Origin of the sequence: Nonomuraea sp. NPDC049480 (assembly GCF_044465905.1) — a bacterium.
In the GTDB taxonomy this organism is placed as follows: domain Bacteria; phylum Actinomycetota; class Actinomycetes; order Streptosporangiales; family Streptosporangiaceae; genus Nonomuraea.
In genome coordinates, this window is record NZ_JBITMD010000005.1 from 120,623 (window position 1) to 142,202 (window position 21,580).

Annotated in this window: 24 protein-coding genes and 1 tRNA gene; 10 read left to right on the plus strand and 15 right to left on the minus strand. The window is 71.2% G+C overall.

The window, feature by feature from the left end; translation table 11 throughout:
- Window positions 1-169 precede the first annotated feature (169 nt).
- Complete coding sequence (locus ACIBX3_RS16555; protein WP_397117627.1) at window positions 170-1,480, plus strand: tyrosine-type recombinase/integrase; 1,311 nt, start codon at window positions 170-172, stop codon at window positions 1,478-1,480.
- A gap of 378 nt (window positions 1,481-1,858) precedes the next feature.
- On the opposite strand, the gene ACIBX3_RS16560 is transcribed toward ACIBX3_RS16555, so the two are convergent.
- Window positions 1,859-1,932: transfer RNA gene (locus tag ACIBX3_RS16560), tRNA-Ile, on the minus strand.
- A gap of 586 nt (window positions 1,933-2,518) precedes the next feature.
- On the minus strand, window positions 2,519-3,451 hold the full coding sequence (locus ACIBX3_RS16565) for a LysR family transcriptional regulator (protein WP_397117629.1): 933 nt from the start codon (window positions 3,449-3,451) through the stop codon (window positions 2,519-2,521).
- A 96-nt stretch (window positions 3,452-3,547) separates the two neighbouring features.
- On the opposite strand from ACIBX3_RS16565, the gene ACIBX3_RS16570 reads away from it, so the two are divergent.
- Both ACIBX3_RS16570 and ACIBX3_RS16575 read left to right on the plus strand, forming a co-directional pair.
- Window positions 3,548-3,772 carry a DUF6158 family protein gene (locus ACIBX3_RS16570; RefSeq protein ID WP_397117631.1) on the plus strand — a complete coding sequence of 75 codons (225 nt, stop codon included), beginning with the start codon at window positions 3,548-3,550 and terminating at the stop codon, window positions 3,770-3,772.
- Window positions 3,772-4,008, plus strand: coding sequence for a hypothetical protein (locus ACIBX3_RS16575; protein WP_397117633.1), 237 nt, complete (start codon window positions 3,772-3,774; stop codon window positions 4,006-4,008). Before ACIBX3_RS16570 ends, ACIBX3_RS16575 begins: the two co-directional genes overlap by 1 nt.
- A gap of 9 nt (window positions 4,009-4,017) precedes the next feature.
- Here the strand turns inward: ACIBX3_RS16575 and ACIBX3_RS16580 are convergent, their stop codons facing one another.
- From ACIBX3_RS16580 to ACIBX3_RS16590, 3 genes are all read right to left on the minus strand, one after another.
- On the minus strand, window positions 4,018-4,593 hold the full coding sequence (locus tag ACIBX3_RS16580) for a hypothetical protein (protein ID WP_397117635.1): 576 nt from the start codon (window positions 4,591-4,593) through the stop codon (window positions 4,018-4,020).
- A 95-nt stretch (window positions 4,594-4,688) separates the two neighbouring features.
- Entirely contained in the window at window positions 4,689-4,850 is a 162-nt protein-coding gene (locus ACIBX3_RS16585; protein ID WP_397117637.1) for a hypothetical protein, read from the minus strand.
- Window positions 4,847-6,478, minus strand: a complete 1,632-nt coding sequence (locus ACIBX3_RS16590) for a sodium:solute symporter family protein (protein ID WP_397117639.1) — start codon at window positions 6,476-6,478, stop codon at window positions 4,847-4,849. Before ACIBX3_RS16590 ends, ACIBX3_RS16585 begins: the two co-directional genes overlap by 4 nt.
- 57 nt (window positions 6,479-6,535) lie before the next feature.
- Here ACIBX3_RS16590 and ACIBX3_RS16595 point away from each other — a divergent pair, with 57 nt between their 5' ends.
- Entirely contained in the window at window positions 6,536-7,315 is a 780-nt protein-coding gene (locus tag ACIBX3_RS16595) for a putative hydro-lyase (protein ID WP_397117641.1), read from the plus strand.
- Here the strand turns inward: ACIBX3_RS16595 and ACIBX3_RS16600 are convergent.
- Window positions 7,300-7,875: an AAA family ATPase gene (locus ACIBX3_RS16600; RefSeq protein ID WP_397117643.1), complete on the minus strand. Its 576-nt coding sequence runs from the start codon at window positions 7,873-7,875 to the stop codon at window positions 7,300-7,302. The genes ACIBX3_RS16595 and ACIBX3_RS16600 overlap by 16 nt on opposite strands.
- Window positions 7,876-8,014: 139 nt before the next feature.
- On the opposite strand from ACIBX3_RS16600, the gene secY reads away from it, so the two are divergent.
- Window positions 8,015-9,304, plus strand: a complete 1,290-nt coding sequence (gene secY / locus ACIBX3_RS16605; RefSeq protein WP_397117645.1) for a preprotein translocase subunit SecY — start codon at window positions 8,015-8,017, stop codon at window positions 9,302-9,304.
- A gap of 8 nt (window positions 9,305-9,312) precedes the next feature.
- Here secY and ACIBX3_RS16610 read toward each other — a convergent pair whose 3' ends face one another.
- The 3 genes from ACIBX3_RS16610 to ACIBX3_RS16620 all read right to left on the minus strand — a co-directional run bounded on the left by ACIBX3_RS16610 (window position 9,313) and on the right by ACIBX3_RS16620 (window position 11,746).
- The gene (locus ACIBX3_RS16610) at window positions 9,313-9,990 is read right to left on the minus strand and encodes a response regulator (protein WP_397117647.1); all 678 of its coding nucleotides are present in this window, start codon (window positions 9,988-9,990) and stop codon (window positions 9,313-9,315) included.
- Window positions 9,987-10,961: a sensor histidine kinase gene (locus ACIBX3_RS16615; RefSeq protein WP_397117649.1), complete on the minus strand. Its 975-nt coding sequence runs from the start codon at window positions 10,959-10,961 to the stop codon at window positions 9,987-9,989. Before ACIBX3_RS16615 ends, ACIBX3_RS16610 begins: the two co-directional genes overlap by 4 nt.
- Before the next feature lie 206 nt (window positions 10,962-11,167).
- Window positions 11,168-11,746, minus strand: coding sequence for a TetR/AcrR family transcriptional regulator (locus ACIBX3_RS16620; RefSeq protein WP_397117651.1), 579 nt, complete (start codon window positions 11,744-11,746; stop codon window positions 11,168-11,170).
- Window positions 11,747-11,843: 97 nt separating this feature from the next.
- On the opposite strand from ACIBX3_RS16620, the gene ACIBX3_RS16625 reads away from it, so the two are divergent.
- Window positions 11,844-12,170, plus strand: a complete 327-nt coding sequence (locus ACIBX3_RS16625; protein WP_397117653.1) for a rhodanese-like domain-containing protein — start codon at window positions 11,844-11,846, stop codon at window positions 12,168-12,170.
- 121 nt (window positions 12,171-12,291) lie between these two features.
- A complete protein-coding gene (locus tag ACIBX3_RS16630) occupies window positions 12,292-13,584 on the plus strand; it encodes an FAD-dependent oxidoreductase (protein WP_397117655.1) in 1,293 nt (430 codons plus the stop codon).
- Here the strand turns inward: ACIBX3_RS16630 and ACIBX3_RS16635 are convergent.
- Window positions 13,535-14,788 (minus strand): ArgE/DapE family deacylase, encoded by a 1,254-nt coding sequence (locus ACIBX3_RS16635; protein ID WP_397117657.1) that lies wholly within the window; start codon window positions 14,786-14,788, stop codon window positions 13,535-13,537. The genes ACIBX3_RS16630 and ACIBX3_RS16635 overlap by 50 nt on opposite strands.
- A 47-nt stretch (window positions 14,789-14,835) precedes the next feature.
- Here ACIBX3_RS16635 and ACIBX3_RS16640 point away from each other — a divergent pair, with 47 nt between their 5' ends.
- Window positions 14,836-15,756, plus strand: coding sequence for an endonuclease/exonuclease/phosphatase family protein (locus ACIBX3_RS16640; RefSeq protein ID WP_397117659.1), 921 nt, complete (start codon window positions 14,836-14,838; stop codon window positions 15,754-15,756).
- Between the two features lie 47 nt (window positions 15,757-15,803).
- Window positions 15,804-16,124 carry a co-chaperone GroES gene (locus ACIBX3_RS16645; RefSeq protein ID WP_127931718.1) on the plus strand — a complete coding sequence of 107 codons (321 nt, stop codon included), beginning with the start codon at window positions 15,804-15,806 and terminating at the stop codon, window positions 16,122-16,124.
- Here the strand turns inward: ACIBX3_RS16645 and ACIBX3_RS16650 are convergent.
- Together ACIBX3_RS16650 and ACIBX3_RS16655 are read right to left on the minus strand one after the other, a co-directional pair.
- On the minus strand, window positions 16,119-17,051 hold the full coding sequence (locus tag ACIBX3_RS16650; RefSeq protein ID WP_397117661.1) for a hypothetical protein: 933 nt from the start codon (window positions 17,049-17,051) through the stop codon (window positions 16,119-16,121). The two genes, ACIBX3_RS16645 and ACIBX3_RS16650, sit on opposite strands and share 6 nt — an antisense overlap.
- 55 nt (window positions 17,052-17,106) lie before the next feature.
- Entirely contained in the window at window positions 17,107-17,562 is a 456-nt protein-coding gene (locus tag ACIBX3_RS16655) for a TIGR02611 family protein (RefSeq protein WP_397117663.1), read from the minus strand.
- A gap of 147 nt (window positions 17,563-17,709) precedes the next feature.
- Here ACIBX3_RS16655 and ACIBX3_RS16660 point away from each other — a divergent pair, with 147 nt between their 5' ends.
- A complete protein-coding gene (locus ACIBX3_RS16660) occupies window positions 17,710-18,618 on the plus strand; it encodes an aryldialkylphosphatase (RefSeq protein ID WP_397117665.1) in 909 nt (302 codons plus the stop codon).
- A 63-nt stretch (window positions 18,619-18,681) separates the two neighbouring features.
- Here the strand turns inward: ACIBX3_RS16660 and ACIBX3_RS16665 are convergent, their stop codons facing one another.
- The 3 genes from ACIBX3_RS16665 to ACIBX3_RS16675 are packed head-to-tail and all read right to left on the minus strand — an operon-like array spanning window position 18,682 to window position 21,508.
- A complete protein-coding gene (locus ACIBX3_RS16665; protein WP_397117667.1) occupies window positions 18,682-19,488 on the minus strand; it encodes an ABC transporter ATP-binding protein in 807 nt (268 codons plus the stop codon).
- The gene (locus tag ACIBX3_RS16670; protein ID WP_397117669.1) at window positions 19,488-20,495 is read right to left on the minus strand and encodes a FecCD family ABC transporter permease; all 1,008 of its coding nucleotides are present in this window, start codon (window positions 20,493-20,495) and stop codon (window positions 19,488-19,490) included. The genes ACIBX3_RS16665 and ACIBX3_RS16670 overlap by 1 nt, the downstream gene beginning before the upstream one ends.
- Window positions 20,492-21,508 (minus strand): FecCD family ABC transporter permease, encoded by a 1,017-nt coding sequence (locus tag ACIBX3_RS16675; RefSeq protein ID WP_397117671.1) that lies wholly within the window; start codon window positions 21,506-21,508, stop codon window positions 20,492-20,494. The genes ACIBX3_RS16670 and ACIBX3_RS16675 overlap by 4 nt, the downstream gene beginning before the upstream one ends.
- Window positions 21,509-21,580: the final 72 nt, after the last annotated feature.

A 21,580-nucleotide genomic window follows, 5' to 3' on the forward strand; every position in this document is an offset into this window, starting at 1 on the left:
GCGCTGGAACGACGGCCACGGCAAATGGGCCTACCAGCTGGAGCTTCCGCCCCACGCCGACGGCAGGCGGCGTAACCCGCTACGGCGCGGCGGTTTCTCCTCCTTGAAAGAGGCCGAGGCGGAACTCGAGCACGCCCGCGCACTGCTGACGCTGGATGAGGACTCACACGTGCGGCGGAAGATCTGCGAGCTGATGCTGGCCACCCTCAAAGACACCAAGGCCCTGCCACCGGTGGAAGAGGTCCGGCGTAAGGTCCGCACCCATCAAGACCTCAACCCCACCGTCACCGTGGCGGAGTGGATGGAAGAGTTCCTGCGGCGCAAGCGGAAGATCGACGCCACCACGCGTCGTTCCTACGAGGCGCACATCCGTCTGTACTTCGTGCCCTACCTCGGTCACATCCGGCTGGACCGGCTGCGGGTCTCCGACATCGCGGGCATGTTGGATGCGATCGAGGAGTTCAACGACGTCATCACCACCGCCCGCGCCAGCGACGATTTGGAGCAGCGGGCGAAGGTACGGTATCGGCGGCCGGTCGGCCCGAGCACCATGCACCGCATCCGCGCCACCCTCCGCCACGCCCTGAACATCGCGATCAAGCAGGACCGACTGATCGATTTCAACCCGGCTGCGGTCGTCGAACTTCCCGACGCCGACCGGCCGAAGGCACTGGTGTGGACCGACGAACGGGTCGCCGACTGGAGCCAGGACCTCCAGCGACGGCTGGCGGCCGAACAGCAGCGCCGCAGCACTCGCGTCAACCCGATCAACGTCTATATCTCTACGCCCCGTCCGTCGCCGGTGATGGTGTGGACGCCAGCACACACCTCGGCCTTCCTCGCCCAAGCGACCGGTCATCGCCTGTTCGTCTTGTATCGGCTGATCGCTCTGCGCGGGCTGCGCCGGGGCGAGGCGGTCGGATTGCGCTGGAAGGACATCGACCTGGACGCCGGGACTGTCGGAGTGCATTGGCAGATCACCCAGCTCGGCTGGGAGACCATCCAGGGCAAGCCGAAGACGGAAGCCAGCGACCGCACCATCGCCCTGGACGCCGATACCGTCACCGCCCTTCGCGCCCACCGCAAGACCCAAGCCGCCGAACGCCTCGCGGCAGGGGAGATATGGGTGGACAGCGGGTTCGTCTTCACCGACGAGATCGGCCAGCCGCTGCACCCACAACAGGTCAGTGACCTGTTCTACCTGCTCTCCTATGCGGCGGGGCTGCCGCCGGTCCGGTTGCACGACCTGCGTCATGGCGCAGCATCGCTGATGCTGGCCGCCGGAGTCGACTTGAAGATCGTGCAGGAGACGCTCGGCCACGTCTCCTCCACCTTCACCCGCGACACCTACACCAGCGTCTATCCCGAGGTTGCTCGCGCTGCTGCCGAGTCCACCGCCGCCCTCATCTCCACCACGTCAGACGCCACCCGCCAGGCGCGTCTGATCGCCCTGCCGACTCGGACCGGAACCAGCACCTGACCACCGGAACCAGGGCCGGGTCCGTGTTGTCGTGTCTCGGGTCCGGCTCCTGTGGCTTAGTCCTGAAGAGCATGAACGGCGAGCACTAGCGGACCATTTATCTGCTGGTCTCCGATGCCTGCGGAGCGGCGGAGCGGCGGGAAGGCGGAAGCTTGACCGGCTGCATGGCCTCGCCTGACCGGGTGGCCCATAGAGGGTTCAGTCTTGACCTTCTGATGGTCGTTCTTTAGGTCTGAACTGACACTGGCCGACTAAATGATCTACCGATCCGCCCGGTCCGCGCCCAAGAGCAGCACGCGAGCAACCAAACATGATCAACTACTCGATCGCGAGCGTACCGAAACCGAGAAACCCCAGGTCGAATAGCGGTTTTGTGAGTAGGGCGGGTGGGACTTGAACCCACGACCCACGGATTATGAGTCCGATGCTCTGACCGGCTGAGCTACCGCCCCTGGATTCAGTTGTGTGACATGCGGCTCGGCCTTCTGCGGATCATGCCGAGCCTCGTGCATGGCTAAGGCTAGAGCATCGGATCCGGTTGTGCTGACGACCGAACGGGAGACGGGTCTCCGCCGACATCATTCCATGCCCCGCAGTGTTGTCGGAGCTTAAGCCGATCATATCCGCGCATCCGCTGGGGTGGCTCTTCTCGTACGGCGGGGACCGGCGGGTCTGGGGTGGGCGCGGTTCTCTTAGGGCGTAGGAGGCCGGGTTGTGCCCGGGGACGGTCGCTGCATGGCTGTCATGATCGTCTATGAGACCGATTCCGCCACGGCGGATGACGATGAGCGTGCTCGCGCCGTTGCGGGGGCGCCGAGGAGTCCCCGACGCATTCGACGCATTCGACGCATCCAACGCACCGAAGGCGCGGAAGGTGCTGGTGAGACGGTAGGGGGCGCCGTCACGACTGACGTGCTGATGGCGATGGCGATCAGCGCCGGGGCGGAGCGTGGTCTGTCTCCTCGCTGCTGGGGGTGCCGTCACGGTGACGGCGTGGGCCCGGGCGTGGCGGAGTACGTCTTTGCCCCTATCCCGGTGTTATGGCCCGGTGCCGTAGCCGGGATTTCGTACCAGCCAGTCCTGGTAGACCGGGCTGCGGCGGACCGCGTCCCTATGTGCCTCCTTGGCCTGCGCCACCACCCAGGTGGCGTCGGGTGCGGTGGGGTGGCGGCCGAGGAGTTGCCGCCAGCGCAGCGGCGCGCCGGCCAGCGGCACCATGACCAGGCCCTGGGCGGCCTGGTGGGTTGCCTGGCAGAGCACCACCGCACGGCCGACCTGCGCGAGGTGCGTGCACGTCGGCACATCCGTCTCGTAGATCGTGCCGGGCGTGAACCCGGCGCGGGCGCACGCCATCGCGAAGCAGTCGGCGAAGCAGCCGTCGCCGGGCGTCACCGCCCATTGCTCGCCGGCCAGGTCGGCCAGTTCCACCTCCTTCTCCTTGGCGGCGGGATGGGCCTCGGCGACCAGGCAGAACACGGGGTCGAGGCTGATCGTCTCCCAGACGAGCGTGCCGGTGGGAGTGCCGGAGTCGCCGCAGGCGCCGGTGAGCACGTAGTCGAGGCGGCCGAGCTCGACCATGCTGGTCAGCTCGTGGGCCGACCAGGACGTGTACGTGCTGACCGACCGCTCCGCGGCCAGCCGGTCGACCAGCCCTCCGAGGATCGGCCCGTTGGTGGAGCCGATGCGGTAGCCGGGGGAGGGGGCGTTGGCGAATCGCACGGCTTCCTCCTGCAGTTCTTTGGCAGCAGGGAGGAGCACCCGTGCCCGGGCGAGCACGAGTTCGCCGAGGCGGGTGGGCCTGGCGCCGTGGCGGTCGCGCTCGAACAGGGCGCCGCCGAGCACCCTCTCGATGCGCTTGAGCTGGGCAGTGAGGGCCGGTTGTGCCAGCCCGAGCAGGGAGGCGGCCTTGCTCACACTTCCCGCGTCCGCGACCGCGCGGACGATCCTGAGGTGCCTGAGCTCGAGGTCCATAACGGGAAGGTAAAGCTCGGACATCTTACAGACAATCCCTATATGTCAGGAAATGTGACAGATATTGTCGAGGGACTCTGGGGTAGGGGAACCCTCATGACGACGATGGGAATCGATCCAGCCCAGCTCAGTGACGAAGACGTCGTACGCGAGTTGCGGCAACTGCACGCCACCCGGAGTGACACCTTCTTCCATGGCTCGGACGACGCGTTGGCGACGCACACGTCACGTACCAACGAGCTCGAGTCCGAATACCTCCGCCGCTACCCGGACCGCGAGGTGGACCCCCTCCGGCTCAGGGAAGGAGCGAGGCAGCGCTGATGTCCGAGGGCCACGATGTGCAGGCGTTGTCGAACGTCGACATCCACGTGTACGAGGCCGTCGCCTCCCAGGCGGTCGAGTCGGGCGGCGCCAGGTTCGACCTGTTGGTCCGGGCGTCGGGGCTGGCGGAGGACGAGCTGCGCAAGAGCCTCGCGAGGCTGATCGAGCACGGGTACGTCGTGCCCAAGGGCGATGGGTACGGGCTGGGGCCGCACACGTTCGAGGTCGAGTACTGATCCGTCAGGTCAGCCGGACAGCGCACGGATCACGTCGGCCTGTTCCGCCGTGACCCCCGCCGCCCGTTGCCCGGCCGCCTCCCCCGGGGCGAAACCGGCCGCGCACCAGGCCGCCACCTCCTCCAGCGGGACGGCTCCCCACCAGGCGGCCATGACCTCGACCGCGCTCAGCCGGATACGCGCCGCCTCCTCGGCCGTGAACCCCAGAGCCCGGAACACGCGTGCGTCCCCCTGGTCCACCCGCCGCCGCGCCCAATTCTCCGCCTCGCCGCCGTCCCACCGGGCGTCGGCGTAGGCGCGGGCCACGTCGGCCGGCACGCCCGCCCGCAGGAGCCGCCGCATCGTCTCCGCCCAGGCGGGGGCGGGCGTCTCCGCCGGGCTGGGCGCGGTCAGCCGGGCGAACCACGGGACGCGATGCGGGCGCTCGCCCACCAGATGCCTGCGGGCCGCGTCGTGCGGGGCGACACCCAGCTCATGCCAGCGCACCGCCTCCGCCGGCGTCATGCCTGCGCGTTGCCAGGCGATGACCGTCTCGGGGCCGGCGGCGGCGGTGCGCCACAGCCTGGCGTCGGCGGGCGAGGTCACCCCGGCCGCGCGCCAGGCGGCCGGCTCGCGTAGGTTGACGCGCGGCCGGATGTCAAATCGCGCGGCGGCCTATGAGAAGGCCGTCGCGGAGCCGGTCAGATCCGTTTGACCCGTGCCCACACCACGAACGTGCCGCCGAACACGGCCATGATCAGCCCGGTCCACAGGTTCACGCTGTTCCCCACGAGGCCGGCGACGATCAGGATCACGCCGTACACGAGGAACAACCCGCCGATCACCATTCTGATGTCGCTCATATGATCACTCCGTACAGCGCAACGGCCAGGATCAGGGCGCCCACGCCGAGCAGCATGGGCGAGCGGTACCACTTCGCGTCCCCGGCCAGCGCGTCGTCCTCCAGGTCGACGTCGCTGAGCCCGTACACGAGCCCGCGCAGCTCCTCCTCCCGCTTCTGGGTGGTGAACAGCGTGACCACCACGGACACCACCACGTCCACGGCGAACGCCAGGCCCGCACCCCAGAAGCTGGCGTTCAGCTCGGTGCCGAAGTTCACGTACCCGGCCTTGTACGAGAAGTACGACGCGAACGCCGCCACCGTGCCGGCGAGCAGCCCCCAGAACCCGGCCCACGGCGTCATCCGCCGCCAGAACAGGCCGACGATGAACGTCGCGAACAGCGGCGCGTTGAAGAACGAGAACAACGCCTGCAGGTAGTTCATGATGTTGGAGTAGCCGGCCGCGATGAACGCCGTCCCGACCCCCAGCCCTACGCCCACCACGGTCGCGATCCGGCCCACCCGCAGGTAGTAGCCGTCCTCGCGGTCCCGCACCAGGTGCGACTGCCAGATGTCGTTGGTGAACACGGTGTTGAACCCGCTGATGTTCGCCGCCATCCCCGCCATGAAGGACGCCAGCAGTCCGGTCACCGCGATCCCCAGCACGCCGTTCGGCAGCAGGTCGCGCATCAGCAGCGGAATCGCGTTGTTGTACGCCTGGCCCTTGCCCAGGTCGCCGAACAGCACCAGCGCGATCATGCCGGGCAGCACCGTCACCAGCGGGATGAACAGCTTCGGGTACGCGGCGATGATCGGCGTCAGCCGGGCCGCGTTCGTGTTCCTGGCCGACAGGGCCCGCTGCACCTCGGCGAAGTTCGTGGTCCAGTAACCGAACGACAGCACGAACCCCAGGCCGAACACGATGCCGATCCAGTGCGCCTGCATCGGGTTCTCGCCCGCCGTCCCCGCCCACGTGTGCAGGCCGCCCTCGCCGAGCGTGCTCTGCCGTACCCGGTCGAACAGGCCGGAGATGCCGCCCACCTTGATCAGCCCGAGCACGGTGAGCGGGATCAGGCCCGCCAGGATGACGAAGAACTGCAGGACCTCGTTGTAGATGGCCGAGGAGAGCCCGCCGAGCGTGATGTACGACAGCACGATCACCGCCGAGATCACCACCGACACCGGCAACGGCCAGCCCATCAGGGCCTCCATGACCAGCGCCAGCGCGTACAGGTTCACCCCGGCGATGAGGATCTGCGCGACCGCGAACATGATCGCGTTCAGCAGCTGCGTGGCCCCGTTGAAGCGCCTGCGCAGGAACTCGGGCACGCTGCGCACCTTGGAGCGGTAGTAGAAAGGCATCATCACGATGCCGAGGAACACCATGGCCGGGACCGCGCCGATCCAGTAGTAGTGCACGGTCATCGCGCCGTACTGGGCGCCGTTGGCCGCCATGCCGAGGATCTCGATCGCGCCCAGGTTCGCCGACACGAACGCCAGCCCGGTGATCCACGCGGGCAGCCCGCGACCGGCCAGGAAGAAGTCGAGGCTCGAACTGATCCGTCTGCGGGCGGCGAAGCCGATGGCGAGCACGGTGGCGAAGTAGATGGCGATGAGGACGTAGTCGAGGAGGTTGACGTCGAGTCGCACGGAGACGCCGCTACCCCGAGAAATCACGACATCACATGGAAGGCGTAATGTCGTGTTGTGGACGTCGCCGACCTGAGCCCCGCGCAGGCGCGGGAGCGCTTCCGCGGCGGTGAGCGGGTGCCCACCGCCGGCTGGTGCCGGGGCTGGACGCAGGCCAACCTGATCGCCGTGCCCGCCCGGCTCCGCTACGAGCTGCTGCTGTTCGCCCACCACAATCCCCAGGCGTGCCCGGTGCTCGACGTGGGCGAGCCGGGCGCCTGGTCCACCGCGCTGTTCTCCGGAGACCTGCGCACCGACCTGCCGGGATACCGGCTCTACCGGGACGGGGTGCCCGTCGCCGACCTGGACGAGGTGGTGGACGAGTGGCGCGAGGACCTCGTGCCGTTCCTCATCGGCTGCAGCTTCACCTTCGAGCGCGCGCTGCTCGCGGCCGGGGTGCCGGTGCGGCACCTGGAGCTGGGGACGAACGTGCCGATGTACGTCACCGACGTCCCCTGCGAGAGTTCGGGCAGCCTGTCGGGGCCGCTGGTCGTGTCGATGCGGCCGGTGCCCGACGAGCTGGTGAAGACGGCGGCCGAGGTGAGCGGCCGGTACCCGCGGGTGCACGGGGCGCCGGTGCACGTCGGCGACCCCGCCGCGATCGGGATCCGCGACCTGGCCCGCCCGGACTTCGGCGACCCGGTGGAGGTGCGGGCCGGTGAGGTGCCGCTGTTCTGGGCGTGCGGGGTGACGCCGCAGGCGGCGATCATGGCCAGCGGGGTCGAGTACGCGATCGGCCACCTGCCGGGCCACATGGCGATCCTGGACGTCAGGGACGACGACTACCGGGTGGACTGAGGCGGGATGCCCGCTTCGGTGAGCTGCTCGCCGACCGGCGGCGCGCCGCGCCTGTTGTCGATCTCCAGATGCGGCACGACCGGCGGCTCGTCCACCCGGATGTTCCTCAGGTAGTCCTCGAACGCCGCCAGCTTGCCCGCGTCCCGCGCGTACCCCCTGGCCAGGAGGCGCTCGCGCAGGGTCGGTCCGTCGGAGCGGACCCAGAGCAGCCGCACCGGCGCTCCGCCCAGCTCCGTCACCCACTCCGCCCACCTGGCGGCGTCGTGGACCTGGGTGGTGAACGGGCCGTCGAGCATCACGGGGCAGCCGTGGTCGCGGATCCGCCTGGCCAGCCTGGTCAGCCCCGCGTACTCGTGGCGTTTGACGTGCGCGTCGTACCAGGGGCCCTCGCGCTCGCCGTCCGGCCTGCCGTGGGCTCTCAGGACCTCGGCCACGAAGTCGCCGTACACGGTGTCCTTGTCCAGGAGCGCGGGCACAGGGGAGAGGCGGGCGAGCAGCGCGGCCGCGACCGTGGACTTGCCCGCCCCCGGCGGGCCGCTGATCACCCACACCGCGGTCATGAGATCAACCTATGGCGGGCCGCGTTCAGCGGTCCACCGCGGGCAGCGGCGCTCGCGCCGCGCCTACGCGGATTTGCGTATACGGGTGCCTCGCCTGGGCGGACGACCCCGCCCGCCGGGCCGGTCAGACTCCTTGCTCATGCTGACCGTGTTGACCCGCGCCTTCCGCATTCCGGAGCTGCGCAAGAAACTGCTGTTCACGCTCGCGCTCATCGCGCTGTTCCGGCTGGGGCAGATCGTGCCCGCCCCGGGGGTGGACGTGGTGACGGTGCGGGAATGCGTGGGCTCGGCCCAGGGCGGGCTCTTCGACCTGGCGCAGATGCTCAGCGGGGGCGCGATGCTGCAGCTGTCGGTGTTCGCGCTCGGGGTCATGCCGTACATCACCGCCAGCATCATCATGCAGCTGTTCGCCGTGCTGGTGCCCCGTCTCGACGCGCTCAGGAAGGAGGGGCAGCGAGGCCAGGTGAAGATCACCCAGTACACGCGCTACCTGACCGTCGGGCTCTCCCTGCTGAACGCCGGCACCGTCGTCGCGCTGGCCCGGACCGGGCAGCTGCTGCCCGGCTGCCCCCGGCCGCTGCTGCGGGACGACGGCCTGCTGCCGGTGATGGTGATCGTGCTCACCATGGTGGCGGGGGCCTGCGCGGTCATGTGGCTCGGCGAGCTGATCACCGACCGGGGGATCGGGAACGGCATGTCGATTCTGATGTTCACCCAGGTCGTGGCCGTCTTCCCGGGGTACATGTCGAGGATCTTCGTGCTGACGCCGGTCGGCGCCGTGGTCATGACGGTGGCCGGGTTGTTCCTGGTGGCGGCCGTGGTGTTCGTGGAGCAGGCGCAGCGGCGGGTGCCCGTGCAGTACGCCAAGCGCATGGTGGGGCGGCGCATGTACGGGGGCGGCAGCACGTACATCCCGATGAAGGTGAACCAGGCGGGCATCGTGCCGGTCATCTTCACCACGTCCCTGCTCTACCTGCCGACGCTGGCGGCGCCCCTGCTCGGGGACCACGTGGGGGCGTGGGTGCAGCAGAACCTCGCCACGGGGACGCACCCGCTCTACATGGCCGTGTACGTGCTGCTGATCGTCGCATTCACCTACTTCTACGTGTCGATCACGTTCAACCCGGTGGAGGTGGCCGACAACATGCGGCGCTTCGGCGGGTTCGTGCCCGGCATCCGGCCCGGACGGGCGACCGCCGATTACCTGGCGTACGTGCTGTCCAGGCTGACCGCGCCCGGGGCGGCCTATCTGGGGGCGCTCGCGCTGCTGCCGCTGGTGGCGTTCGCGATCCTGCGCGATCCCGCCACCCAGCAGAACTTCCCGTTCGGCGGGACCAGCGTGCTGATCATGGTGGGGGTGGGGCTCGACACCGTCAAGCAGATCGAGGCCCAGCTCCAGCAGCGCAACTACCAGGGCTTCCTGCGGTAGCCGTCCCGTCAGGGCGGGCCGGCCAGGCCGGCCCGCATGGCGAACACCACCAGCTGGGCCCGGTCCCTGGCCCGCAGCTTCACCATGGCGCGGCTCACGTGGGTTCGCACGGTGTCGGGGCTGATCACCAGCTCCTTGGCGATCTCCTCGTTCGACCTGCCGGTGGCCACCCACGCCACCATCTCGCGCTCCCGCCGCGTGAGCGTCTCGATGCCCTCGACCGGCTCCGTCCCGTGCCGGCCGAACAGGCCGATGACCTTCCTGGTGATCGCCGGGGACAGCAGGGCCTCGCCGGCGGCGACCACGCGCACCGCGTTGACCAGCTCGTCGGGGGCGCTGTCCTTGAGCACGAAGCCGCTGGCGCCGGCCTGGAGGGCGGCGAAGACATACTCGTCCATGGCGAACGTGGTCACCACCACGATCCTGGTGCCCCGCAGCTCCGGATCCTCGGCGATGGCCCGCAGGGTGGCCAGGCCGTCCATGCCGGGCATGCGGATGTCCAGCAGCAGCACGTCGGGGCGGACGCGCCGCATCAACGTGAGCGCCGCCGCCCCGTCACCCGCCTCGCCCACGCACTCCATGCCGGGCTCCCGCTCCAGCAACGCCCGCAGCCCCATCCGCACGACCGCCTGATCGTCGGCGATCGCCACCCGCACGACCTCTCCCGGCACCTCACGACCGTTCACACCGAGACCTGCGGGAATCTGGCCACCACCTGGAAACCGCCGCCCTCGCGCGGCCCGGCGACGAGGAAGCCGCCCGCCTGGGTGACCCGGGCCCGCATGCCGGACAGCCCGCGTCCCTCGGCCGCGCCCGGCCGGCCGACACCCCGGTCGGCCACCTCCAGCACGAACTCACAGGGATCGTTCGCCACCCGGACGAGCGCCCTGGTCGGGCCCGCGTGGCGCAGGACGTTGGTGAGCGACTCGCGCACCACCCGGTAGACGGTCCCGTGCAGGTGGTGGGGGACGCGGAGTTCGGCGGGCTGGACGTCCACCGGCAGCCCGGCCGCCCGGACGCCGTCGATCAGGCTCGTCAGGTCGCCATCGGGCGGGTCGATCCCGTCGAGCGCCGCCCGCAACTGGGCGAGCACGGTCGTGCTCGTCTCCCTGATCGCCTGCAGCGAGGCCCGCGCCTGCTCGGGGTCGTCGTCGAGGGTGACCAGCGCGAGCCCGGCCTGCATGGCGATGGCCGCCAGCCCATGCCCCGCGGCGTCGTGCACCTCGCCCGCGATCCTGGCCCGCTCCGAGGCGACGGCGTCCGCGCCGGCCGCAGAGCGCACCGTCTTCAGGGGAGCGGCAGGTGCGGCGGGCAGGCCCCATGCCACCCGGCTGGTGCCGTCATGCCGCGTTTCCGCCGTCGTGCCGGGCCGTGCCGCCGATGCGGGCGCGACCCGTAACGCCGCCGCCGCACCCGGCTGGAGCCCGGGCTGCTGGGTGGTGGCCGCGCCCGCGGACAGCTGGGGCGGCTCGGCATCCGCGGCTGCCGCCGCGGCGGCGGCGCGGGCCTGGGCCAGGCCGCTGAACGACCAGGGGACGGCCAGCCAGCCGGCCCACGCCAGCATGAACACGACCGGGATGTCACCCAACCGGTTCAGGCGCGACAGAGCGGCGAGCGGCCCGCGCAATCGGCTGCCACGCTCCGTATGCTCAGCCACTGTCCCCCACCTGGGCCCCCAAGGGCGAAGAAGAATGTCGTAGCCCGATCCTAAGAGCTATCCCAGCAAACCGGGACGGCCCGGCCGGCGATCGTGTCTGTCCGGCCTGGTCCCCGCGACAAGGATCTCATCCCGGGCCGGCACCTCGCAGGGTTCCGGCACTTCGCCGGGCAGAGGCCGCCGGGGCGGCCGCGACCCGGCCGGAGTCAGGGCGGGTTCACCACGGCCAGGGCCAGGGCGGTGATGCCGTCGATCGCGCGGTCTCGGCCGTACTCGTCCCTCAGGACGCCCGCCGCCTCGGCGCCCACGGCCGCCAGCAGCACATGTGACAGGACGTCGGCGTCCATCCCCGGGCGGGACTCCGCCAGCAGGATGGACACGTGGCGGTGCCAGAAGCGGTACGCGCCGATGCGGTAGCGGGCGCCCGGGCTGGCGGTTTCCGACATGCGGACCAGGTCCAGGTGGTCGAAGAGGTAGCCCAGGTACGCGGCGACGAAGGCGGCCAGGCGGTCACGGGCGGGCGCGCCGGGCCCCAGGGGTGGCGGGCCGGACAGGATGCGTTGCTGAAGGTCGCGTTCGCGGGTGTCCAGGAGCGCCACGGCCAGGCCGGATTTGTCGCCGAATCTACGAAAAAGCGTGCCCTTGCCCACTTCGGCGGCCGCGGCGATGGCGTCCATGGAGACCGCCTCCACGCCCTTTTCCGCGAACAGCCTGGCCGCCGCGGCCAGCACCTTCTCCCGGTTGCGTGCCGCGTCGGCGCGCTCCTTCGGCGGACGTGCGCGCAACAGCTCCAGCGGCTCCGTTGACGAACCGGACCTCGGTCCGCTAAATTTCCCGTCATCCACAAACCGGACTGTAGTCCATTTTCTTTCGGAGCGCACCATGAACGTCATCACCCGCGACGAACTGCACGCCGCCCTGGGCGCCGTGACGGTGGTCGACACCCTGGGTGGCCACTATTACGGCCAGCAGCACCTGCCGGGGGCCATCTCGCTGGTCGAGAGCGAGGTCGCCGAGCACGCCCCCACGCGGCTCCCCGACAAGGACGCCCCCATCGTGACGTACTGCACCAACCCGTCCTGCTCCAACAGCAAGGCGGTGGCGGCCCGGCTGATCGCCCTCGGCTACACGAACGTCCGCAGGTACGTCGAGGGCATCGAGGACTGGGTCCAGGCCGGCCTGCCGGTGGAGTCCAGGGAGACCGTCTAGCGAAAAGGGCCCGGCCGGGCGGCCGGGCCCTTTTCGTGGAACGCGCCAAAAGACCTGGAAGGAATCCGGAGCGCAGGCGACCCTCTGCCAGACGAAGTCATACGAAAACAGGGGGACACCAATGGACCACGCCGTCGTCATCGGCGCGAGCATGTCGGGACTGCTGGCCGCGGCCGCGCTGCACCGCCTGTTCGCCCAGGTCACGGTGCTCGACCGGGACACGCTGCCCACCGTGGACACCCACCGGAGGAACGTCGCGCAGAGCCGCCACGCGCACGGCCTGCTCGCCAGGGGCCGCGAGGTCATCGACGAGCTCCTGCCCGGCCTCTCGGCCGAGCTCGTGGCGCAGGGGGCGATCAAGGGCGACATCCAACGCCATTCCCGGCAGATCCACTCCGGGCAGAGGCTCGCCCGCGGTGCCAGCGGCCTGGACGGTCTGCTGGTCAGCCGCCCGCTGCTCGAAGGACAGATACGCCGCCGGGTGAGCGCGCTGCCGGGCGTGCGGGTGCTGGGGGACAGGATCGTCACCGGACTCCTGTCGCAGCGGGGCCGCGTCACGGGCGTGCGGCTGGCCGACGGGCGGCCGATCCCCGCCGATCTCGTCGTGGACGCGGGCGGCCGGGGTTCGCGCACGCCGTTCTGGCTGGGCGAGCTGGGCTACGATCCGCCGCGGGAGGACCGGGTGCCGATCGACGTGCGGTACGGCACACGCGAGTTCCACCGCGGCCCGGACGACCTCGGCGGAGACCTGGTCACCATCATCGGCCCCACGCCGGAGTCGCCGCGCGCCGGGGTGGCGCTGGCACTGGAGGACGACCGCTGGATCGTCACCATGGGCGGGTACGGCGAGGGCCCCGGGCCCGGCCTGAGCGAGTTCGCCGGCTACGCGACCACGCTGGCGGCTCCCGACCTGCACCAGCTGATCAGCACCGCCACCCCGATCGGCGAGCCGCGCGCGTACCGGATCCCGGCGGCCGTCAGGCGCCGCTACGAGCGGCTGGCCCGCTTCCCCGAGGGGCTGCTCGTGACGGGGGACGCGGTGTGCGCGTTCAACCCGCTCTACGGGCAGGGCATGACGGTCGCCGCGCTGGAGGCCGGGGTGCTGCTCGGCGCGGAGCTGCGGCCGCAGGCGTTCTTCCGGCGCATCGCCAAGATCGTGGACGCGCCGTGGGACATCACGGTCGGCGGCGACCTCAGGATGCCCGGCGTCGAGGGCGTCATGACGCCGAAGACCCGCATGGTGAACGCCTACCTGGAGCGCTACCTCGCGGCCGCCGCGCACGATCCCGAGCTGGCGCTGCGCTTCCTGAGAGTGGCGAACCTCTACGACCCGCCGCCGTCGCTGATGAGCCCCGGCTCGCTGCTCAAAGTGCTCCGCAGCGGCGCACAGCCAGCAGTGCCAGTGCCCGCGTGACCTCGCGCAGCTCACTCAGCCTGACCTGCTCCCTCGGGGCGTGCGCGAACCGCACGTCCCCGGGTCCGTAGTGCAGCGTCGGGATCCCGCCGGCGGCGTACAGCCGCAGGTCGCTCCCGTACGGCGCCGCCGACTCGGGCGGGCGCGCGCCGGTCGTGTCGGCGACCGCCCGGCCCACCTCGTCGAGCAGCTCGTGTCCGGCGGGCAGCCGGCCGCTGGCGAACTGGCCGCCCGGCCACGTCACCACGGGCGGGTTGTCGCGCAGCCAGGGATGCGCGACCTCGGCGACCGCCTGCTCGAACGCGGCGCGCGCGTCCGCAGGGTCCTCCTCAAGCCGCACCCCGAGCCGCCCTTCGGCGATCAGCAGGTCGGGCACCGTGCTGGCCCAGTCTCCCGCCCGCACGGTGCCGACCTCGATCGGGTACGGCATCGCGTTGCCGCGGAACAGGCCGGGGACGTCCCGGTTGCGCTCGGCCTCCAGGCGCCTGATCGCCTCGAACACCGGCCAGAACACCTCGATCGCGTTGACGCCTTCGTACCGGGTGGCGCCGTGCGCGGCCCGGCCGGCGATCTCCAGCCGGAACGTCAGCGCCCCCGCGTTGGCCGTGATGACCGTGCCGCTGGTCGGCTCGGTGATGACCGCGGCCTCGGCCGTGTGCCCTCTGGCCAGCGTGGCGAAGGCGCCGAGCCCGCCGTCCTCCTCGCTGATCACGCAGTGCACGGCCAGCGGGCGCGCCGGCCGCACTCCGGCCCGGTGGATCGCCCTGGCCACGGCCAGGTTGGCGGCGAGGCCGGCCTTCATGTCGCAGGCGCCTCTGCCGTAGAGCACGTCGCCGCCGATCCTGGCCGCGAACGGATCGCTGCCCTCCCATTTGGCCAGGTCACCGACGGGCACGACGTCCACGTGGCCCTGGAGCGCGAGCGCGGGCGGGCCCTCGCCGCCGGTGACGGCCACGACGCCGTACCCCTCGGTCCTGGGGGCCTCGGCGCCGGGGAAGCCGGGGCGGCCGGTCAGGTCGGCGAGGTCGAGCTTCCAGACGTCCACGTCCATGCCGGCCTCCGTGAGCAGGCGGGCGAAGCGGTGCTGCAGCTCGGACTCGGCGTCGGTGCCGGTGACGCTGGGGGTCCGCACGGTCTCGGCCAGGAGTTTCACGGTCTCGGCCTCGTCGATGGCGTCCAGGACACGGGCTTCCACATCACGCATGTGAACCGATGTTAGGGCTTGTGGCGATACAGGACGTGCGGACATGGATGAGCTGGATCGCGGTGGCCCCTTTCGCGCTGTGGGCGGCCGTGCGGCTGAGCGGGTTCGAGCCGGACTGGCCGTGGGTGCCGCTGGTGGCGTACACGCCGTACGCGACCGTGGCGGCGGCGCTGAGCGGGCTGCTGGCCGTGCTGCTGCGGCGGCGGGTGGCGGGCACCGTCGCGCTCGTGGCGGTGCTGGGGCTGGTCCCGGTCGTGCTGCCGCGGGCCCTGACCGACGGCAACCCGGAGGCGAAGGGGCCGGTGCTGCGGGTGCTGGCCGCAAACCTGCTGGTGGGCCAGGCGGACACGGCGGAGCTGATGCGGCTGGTCGACCGGCTGAGGCCCGACGTGCTGACGCTGCAGGAGTTCACGCCGGCCGCCATGGAGCGGCTGGACGAGGCGGGGGTGCGCAAGATGCTGCCGCACGCCGTCACGCGGCCCCTGCCGGGGGTCGGTGGGTCCGCCGTGTACGCGCGGCACCCGCTCACAGCCGGAGAGATGATCAAGCTGGGCGCGTTCGGGCAGGCCAGGGCCTGGCTGAGCCATCCCGGCGGGGCACGGATCGAGATCGTCTCGGTGCACCCGTGCGCGCCCAAACGGCTCGGGCGGCAGCCGTGCTGGCAGGCGGGGCTGGACGCGCTGCCGCGCGGGGGCCAGGCGCTGCGGGTGCTGGCCGGCGACTTCAACGCCACGCTCGACCACCTGCCGATGCGCGACCTGCTGGCGGCCGGCTACCGGGACGCGGCCGACGTCATGGGGAAGGGGTTCGTGGCGACCTGGCCGCAGAACGGCCCTCTGGTCCAGTCGCCGGGGGTGACGATCGATCACGTGCTGGCGGACTCGCGGATGGCGGTGCGCGCGTTCGAGGTGCTGTCGCTGCGGCGCACCGACCACCGGCCGGTGTTCGCGGAGCTCAGGCTGCCGTGATCGGCATACGGGAGGTCCGCGGGTGCCGTGACTCGTAGACTTGGCCTGTGGAACAGCCCAAGTTCGAGATTCAGATGCTGCACGACCGGGTCATGATCAAGCTGGAGCAGGAGGCGGAGGAGCGGCGCAGCGGCTCCGGCATCGTCATCCCTGCGACGGTCAAGATGGCCAACCGGCTGTCCTGGGGCGAGGTGTGCGGCGTGGGCACGAACGTGCGCTCGGTCAAGGTGGGCGACAAGGTGCTGTTCAACCCGGAGGACCAGTTCGAGGTCGAGGTGCACGCGCAGGTCTACCTGGTGATGCGCGAGCGCGACCTGCACGCGGTGGCCACGCAGGAGACCGACCACGGCACCGGTCTCTATCTATGACGTCCGGGTGAAGGCGAGCCACAGTTCCGCGGCCCACGTCCTGGCCGGCACGCTCGCGAGCACGCGCGTGACCTTCCCCTTGAGGTCGACGACCGACAGGCGGTAGGCGCCCCGGTGCGCCATGACCGCGATGACATGGCTCTCGTCCCACCAGCCGAACAGGGCCTCGGGCCGTACGTTCACCCGCTGGGCGATCCGGCCGGCGATGGGGTCGACCAGGCACAGTTGCTCTTCGAACCGCGACGGGCACCACGTGGCCAGGCGCCTGCCCGACGGCGAGAACGCGTCCTCTGGGCCGGTCGGCAGGCCGACGCCCGCCAGCGTCCGCACGACCGCGCCGTCGGACGACCGGTAGAGGCGCAGGCCGGTGCCGTGCCTGGAGACGAGGTTGCCGTCGGGGCTCCACCAGAAGCCCGCCTCCGGGCTCAGCCCCGAGATCCGCACCGTGCGGGCCTTCTTCGCGGCCACGTCCACGACCGTGAAGCCGGCCACCTGCCACTTTCCGCCCACCTTCCGCTCGACGGTGAGCGCGACCTTCGTGCCGTCGCGGGACCAGGAGGCGTACGAGGCGGTCAGCGGCTTCCTGACCGTGCGGATCCTGGTGGACGTGCCGGTGGTGCGGTCGGTGACGACGAGGGCGTCGTAGCCGGACCGGTACGCCGACGGCACGCCCGACGCGAGCCGGCCGCCGGGCGCGACGGACACCTCGGACAGGCTCTTCTCCCAGGTGAAGGCGTCGCCCTTGGCGGCTCTGAGGTACGCGCGCCTGGTGCCGAGGCCGTACGCGGTGAGCTGGACGGGATCGCCGGTCTGTTCGCGATATTTCACGCCACCGGTGCCCGGCAACGCGAGGTCTGCCTGGGCCACGACCGGGGCGGAAACCGTCAGGGACAGCGCGAGGGCGATTTCGCGGAGTTCGGCGATCACGCCCCGCACACTAGACAGCCGCCCACCCGATTCCGGGCGGCCATAACGACCGGGTCTAGATGTAGCGCCGCGCGATCTCGATGACGTCGAAGCCGAGCGTGCGCAGGCCGAAGTAGACGATCACACCGGCGACGGCCACGGTCACGACGAGCATGATGATGCGGACCGTCCAGCCCTGCCGTTTGTACCACTGCGTCCAGGCGTGCAGCGTGCGCTTGCCGAACTCCAGGACCTTGTGCGCCCAGTGGAACTCCGTCGCGAGCACCGCCAGCCCGGCGAAGACCACCAGCCAGCCCGGACCGGGGAACGGCACCATGATGAGCCCGCCCACCACCATGACCGTCCCGATCACGCCGATCACGATCTTCAGTGTGAGCGCGCCCGTGCGGGTGGACCTGATGCCGTCGAGCCATCCCTGGATGCCCTCCCGGCGCCCGGGCATGCGGGAGTGGTCGGCGGCCTCCCCTTTGATCACGTCGGCGTCGCCGGTTTCGGAGTTCTGAAGCTGCACAATTCCCCCCGGCAGTCGGTGTGCACCCAAGGATACGGCCCCGTCTTCCGTGCGACTTGCAGTCGGCTAGCAAATCACCAAACACGACACAGCGTAAAATTTCCGCCGGATCAGCCTTCTTACGGTAAACATCGGTTAATGTCTGCTATGCCCGAGGTCCTGCTCCGCACCGTCACCGGCCCTGTCCGTGCCGCCGCCGTCACCGGCCCCGTTCTGCCCCACGAGCACCTGCGTACCGACATGCGCTGGGCGGTCGGCATCGACTCCGACCCGTACCGGTGGCTCGACGAGGAACCGGCCGTCACCGCCGAACTGCGCGAGCTGCGCCAGTCCGACGACCTCGGCCTGGTGGTGGACCTGACCTGCATGGGCATGGGCCGCGACGCCGCCGCGCTGGCCCGCGTGGCGGCCGGCGGCCGGGTGCCGGTGATCGCGTCGACCGGACTGTTCGCCGAGCCGTTCACGGACGCGCGTGACGCGGACGTGGACACGCTCACCCAGCGGCTGATGAACGACATCTCCAGCGGCGTGGACGGCACGGGAGTGTTCCCCGGCGTCATCGGCGAGGTCGGCTGCTGGGGCCCGGAGCCCACGCCGGTCGAGGAACGCTGCCTGGTCGCCGCCGCCCGCGCCGCGCTCCAGTCCCGCCTGCCCGTCGCCACCCACGGCAGGAACACCCTGGCCCTGCTGGAGATCCTCCTCGGCCACAACCTGCCGGGCTCGCGCGTGGCCGTCGGCTACGCCGGGACCGACGCCGGCGCCGCCCGCAAGATCGCCGAAGCGGGGGCGTACGTGAGCCTGGGGGTCCTCGGCCTGGGCGCCGACCAGGCGGCCAGGATCGCGCTCGGCCTCATCGAGGACGGCCACGCCGAACGCCTGCTGATCAGCACCGGGCTGAGCCGGGTGGGCCAGCTGAGCAGGTACGGCGGCCCCGGGTACGCCCACCTGTTCCACGCGTTGCTGCCGCGCCTGCGCGAGGCGGGGACCGGCGAGGACACGATCCGCCTCATCACCCGCGACAACCCGCTGCGGTGGCTGACCTCCGGCTCCGCCTGACGGTCGAGATCATCGGCATCGGCGGACCCGGACGATCTCGCCTTCCAAGGTCAGGCTGAGGGGTCAGGCGGAGGCCGGAGAGACGCGGCGGCGGGCCTCCGGGACGATGAGCGGGGTGCCGGACTGCGGATCGGGGATGATCTCGCAGCGGAGGTCGAAGACCTGGCGCACGAGCTCGGAGGTGACGATCTCGGTCGGATCGCCCTCGGCCACGATCTCCCCGGCCCGCATCACGATCAGATGGGTCGCGTACCGGCACGCCTGGTTCAGGTCGTGCAGCACGGCCACCATGGTCCGCCCCGCCTCGTGCAGGTCCGCGCAGAGATCCAGCACCTCGATCTGATGGGAGATGTCCAGGAACGTGGTCGGCTCGTCCAGCAGCAGGATCGGCGTCTCCTGCGCCAGCGCCATGGCCAGCCACACCCGCTGCCGCTGCCCGCCGGACAGCTCGTCCACGATCCGGTCCGCCAGCTCCGCCACGTCGGTGGCCCGCATGGCCTCGGCCACGGCCGCCTCGTCGGCCCGCGACCACTGCCGCATGAGCCGCTGGTGCGGGTAGCGCCCCCGGGCCACCAGGTCCGCCACGGTGATCCCGTCCGGCACGATCGAGGTCTGCGGCAGCAGTCCCAGCCGCCGCGCCACCTCCTTCGACGGCAGCGACGTGATGACGCTCCCGTCCAGATGGACGGCGCCGCTCTTGGGCTTGAGCATCCTGGCCAGGGCCCGCAGCAGCGTGGACTTGCCGCACGCGTTCGGGCCGATGATCACGGTGAAGGACTCGCCGGGGATCGCCACGCTTAGGTCCGTGGCCACGACGCGCTGGTCGTAGGCGAGGGTCAGGCCGGTGCCGGACAAACGTACATCGGGCATCAGTGACGGTCCTTTCGCAGGAGCAGGGCGAGGTACGTGCCGCCGATGGCGGCGGTCAGCACGCCGACGGGCAACTGGGTGGGCGCGAGCAGCCGCTGCGCCGCCAGGTCGGCCCCGGTCAGCAACACGGCGCCCATCAGGGCGGACGCGCCCATCGTCACCCCGGGGGAGCGGGTGAGCCGCCGGGCGAGCTGCGGCGCGGCGAGCGCGACGAAGACCACGGGGCCCGCGGCGGCGGTGGCCACGCCGGACAGCAGCACACCGGCCGCGATGGCCACCGCGCGTACCGGCTCGATCCTGATGCCCATGGCCTTGGCCGCGTCGTCGCCCATCTCGATCATCCGCAGCGGCCGCGCCAGGTACAGGCACACCGGCAGCAGCAGGGCCAGCGCCAGCGCGACCGGGATCGCGTGGTCCCAGCCGCGCCCGCCGAGACTGCCGGTGAGCCAGGCGCCGGCGGTGGCCGCGTCGTTGATGTTCGCCCGGGTCAGCAAGTACGAGTTGACCGCCAGCAGCAGCGCGTTCGCCCCGATGCCGACCAGGACCAGCCGGTAACCCTGGACGCCGCCCCGGAAGGCCAGCGCGTACACGAGCACGGCGGTGGTCACGCACCCCGCCAGCGCGCCACCGGCGATCATCGCGGCGGAGCCGCCCGCGACCACGGCCATGATGCCGCCCGTCGAGGCCCCCGCGGTGAAGCCGATGAAGTCGGGGCTGCCCAGGGGGTTCCTGGTGAGGCTCTGGAAGATCGCGCCGCTCACCCCGAACGCCGCCCCCACCAGCAGCCCGGTCACCACGCGGGGCGCCCGCAGCTTGCTCACGATCAGCTCGGCCACCGGCGTGCCCCGGCCGAAGAGCGCGGTGACGATGTCGGGCACGGGCACGGTGAACTCGCCCGTCGAGAGCGCCGCCACGGCCACCGCGCAGGCGACCAGGACGAGGGCGAGGCCGGCGAGCAGGGCTCGGGGCGCGAGACGCAGGGAATAGGGGCCGACACGAACGATCACAGCGCCGCCACCCGCTTCCGCCTGGCCAGCATGATGAAGATCGGCGCGCCGATCACCGCCCACACGATCCCCACCTGCACCTCTCCGGGACGGGCGATGAGCCGGCCCACCACGTCGGCGCCCAGCAGCAGCACCGGCGCGGCCAGCGCCGAGTACGGCAGCACCCACCGCTGGTCGGGCCCCACCAGGGCGCGTACGGCGTGCGGCACGATCAGCCCCACGAACCACAGCGGCCCGGCCGCGGCGGTGGCCGCGCCGCACAGCAGCGTGACGGCCACCCCGGTGAGCACCCGGGTGCGGTTGACCGCCACGCCCAGCGCCTTGCCCGCCTCGTCGCCGAGCGCGAGCATGTTGAGCGGCCGCGCCAGCAGCAGCCCGAGCACCAGACCCGCGATCATGAACGGCGCCAGCCGCACCAGCACGTCGGCCGTCTGCCCGGCCAGCGACCCGGTCAGCCAGAACCGCATCCGGTCGAAGGTCTGCGTGTCCATGCGCAGGATGGCCGAGGCCAGCGCCGTGGCGACCATGCCGAGCGCGACGCCGGCGAGCGTGAGGCGTACCGGGCTGGAGCCCGAGCGGCCCGCCGAGGCCAGCGCGTAGACCATGACGGAGGCCAGCGCGGCCCCGCCGAACGCGAACCACACGTAGATCGCGGGATCGCTCAGCCCGAACAGGCCCAGCGCCAGCGTGACGCCCAGCGCGGCGCCCTCGTTGATGCCCAGCAGCCCCGGGTCCGCCAGCGGGTTGCGGGTCAGGCTCTGCATGAGCGCGCCCGCCAGCCCCAGCGTGGCGCCCACGCCGAGACCGAGCAGCGTACGCGGCACCCGCAGCTCGCGGATCACCGTGTGGTCGTTGGAGCCGTCGGGAGCGAGGAAGGCGTCGATCACCGTGGACAACGGCACGGACCGCGCACCCAGCGCCACGCTGGCCATCGCCACCAGGGCCAGCACCGCCAGCGTGACGACCAGTCCGGCGGTCAGTACGGCGGGACGCGCCCACACCGGCCGTTTCACGGCCTCCTCCGCCCTGACAGCGGGCGCCGCCGTGTCCTCAGCCGGGCGCACCCGACCCCCCTCTCGTCGCAG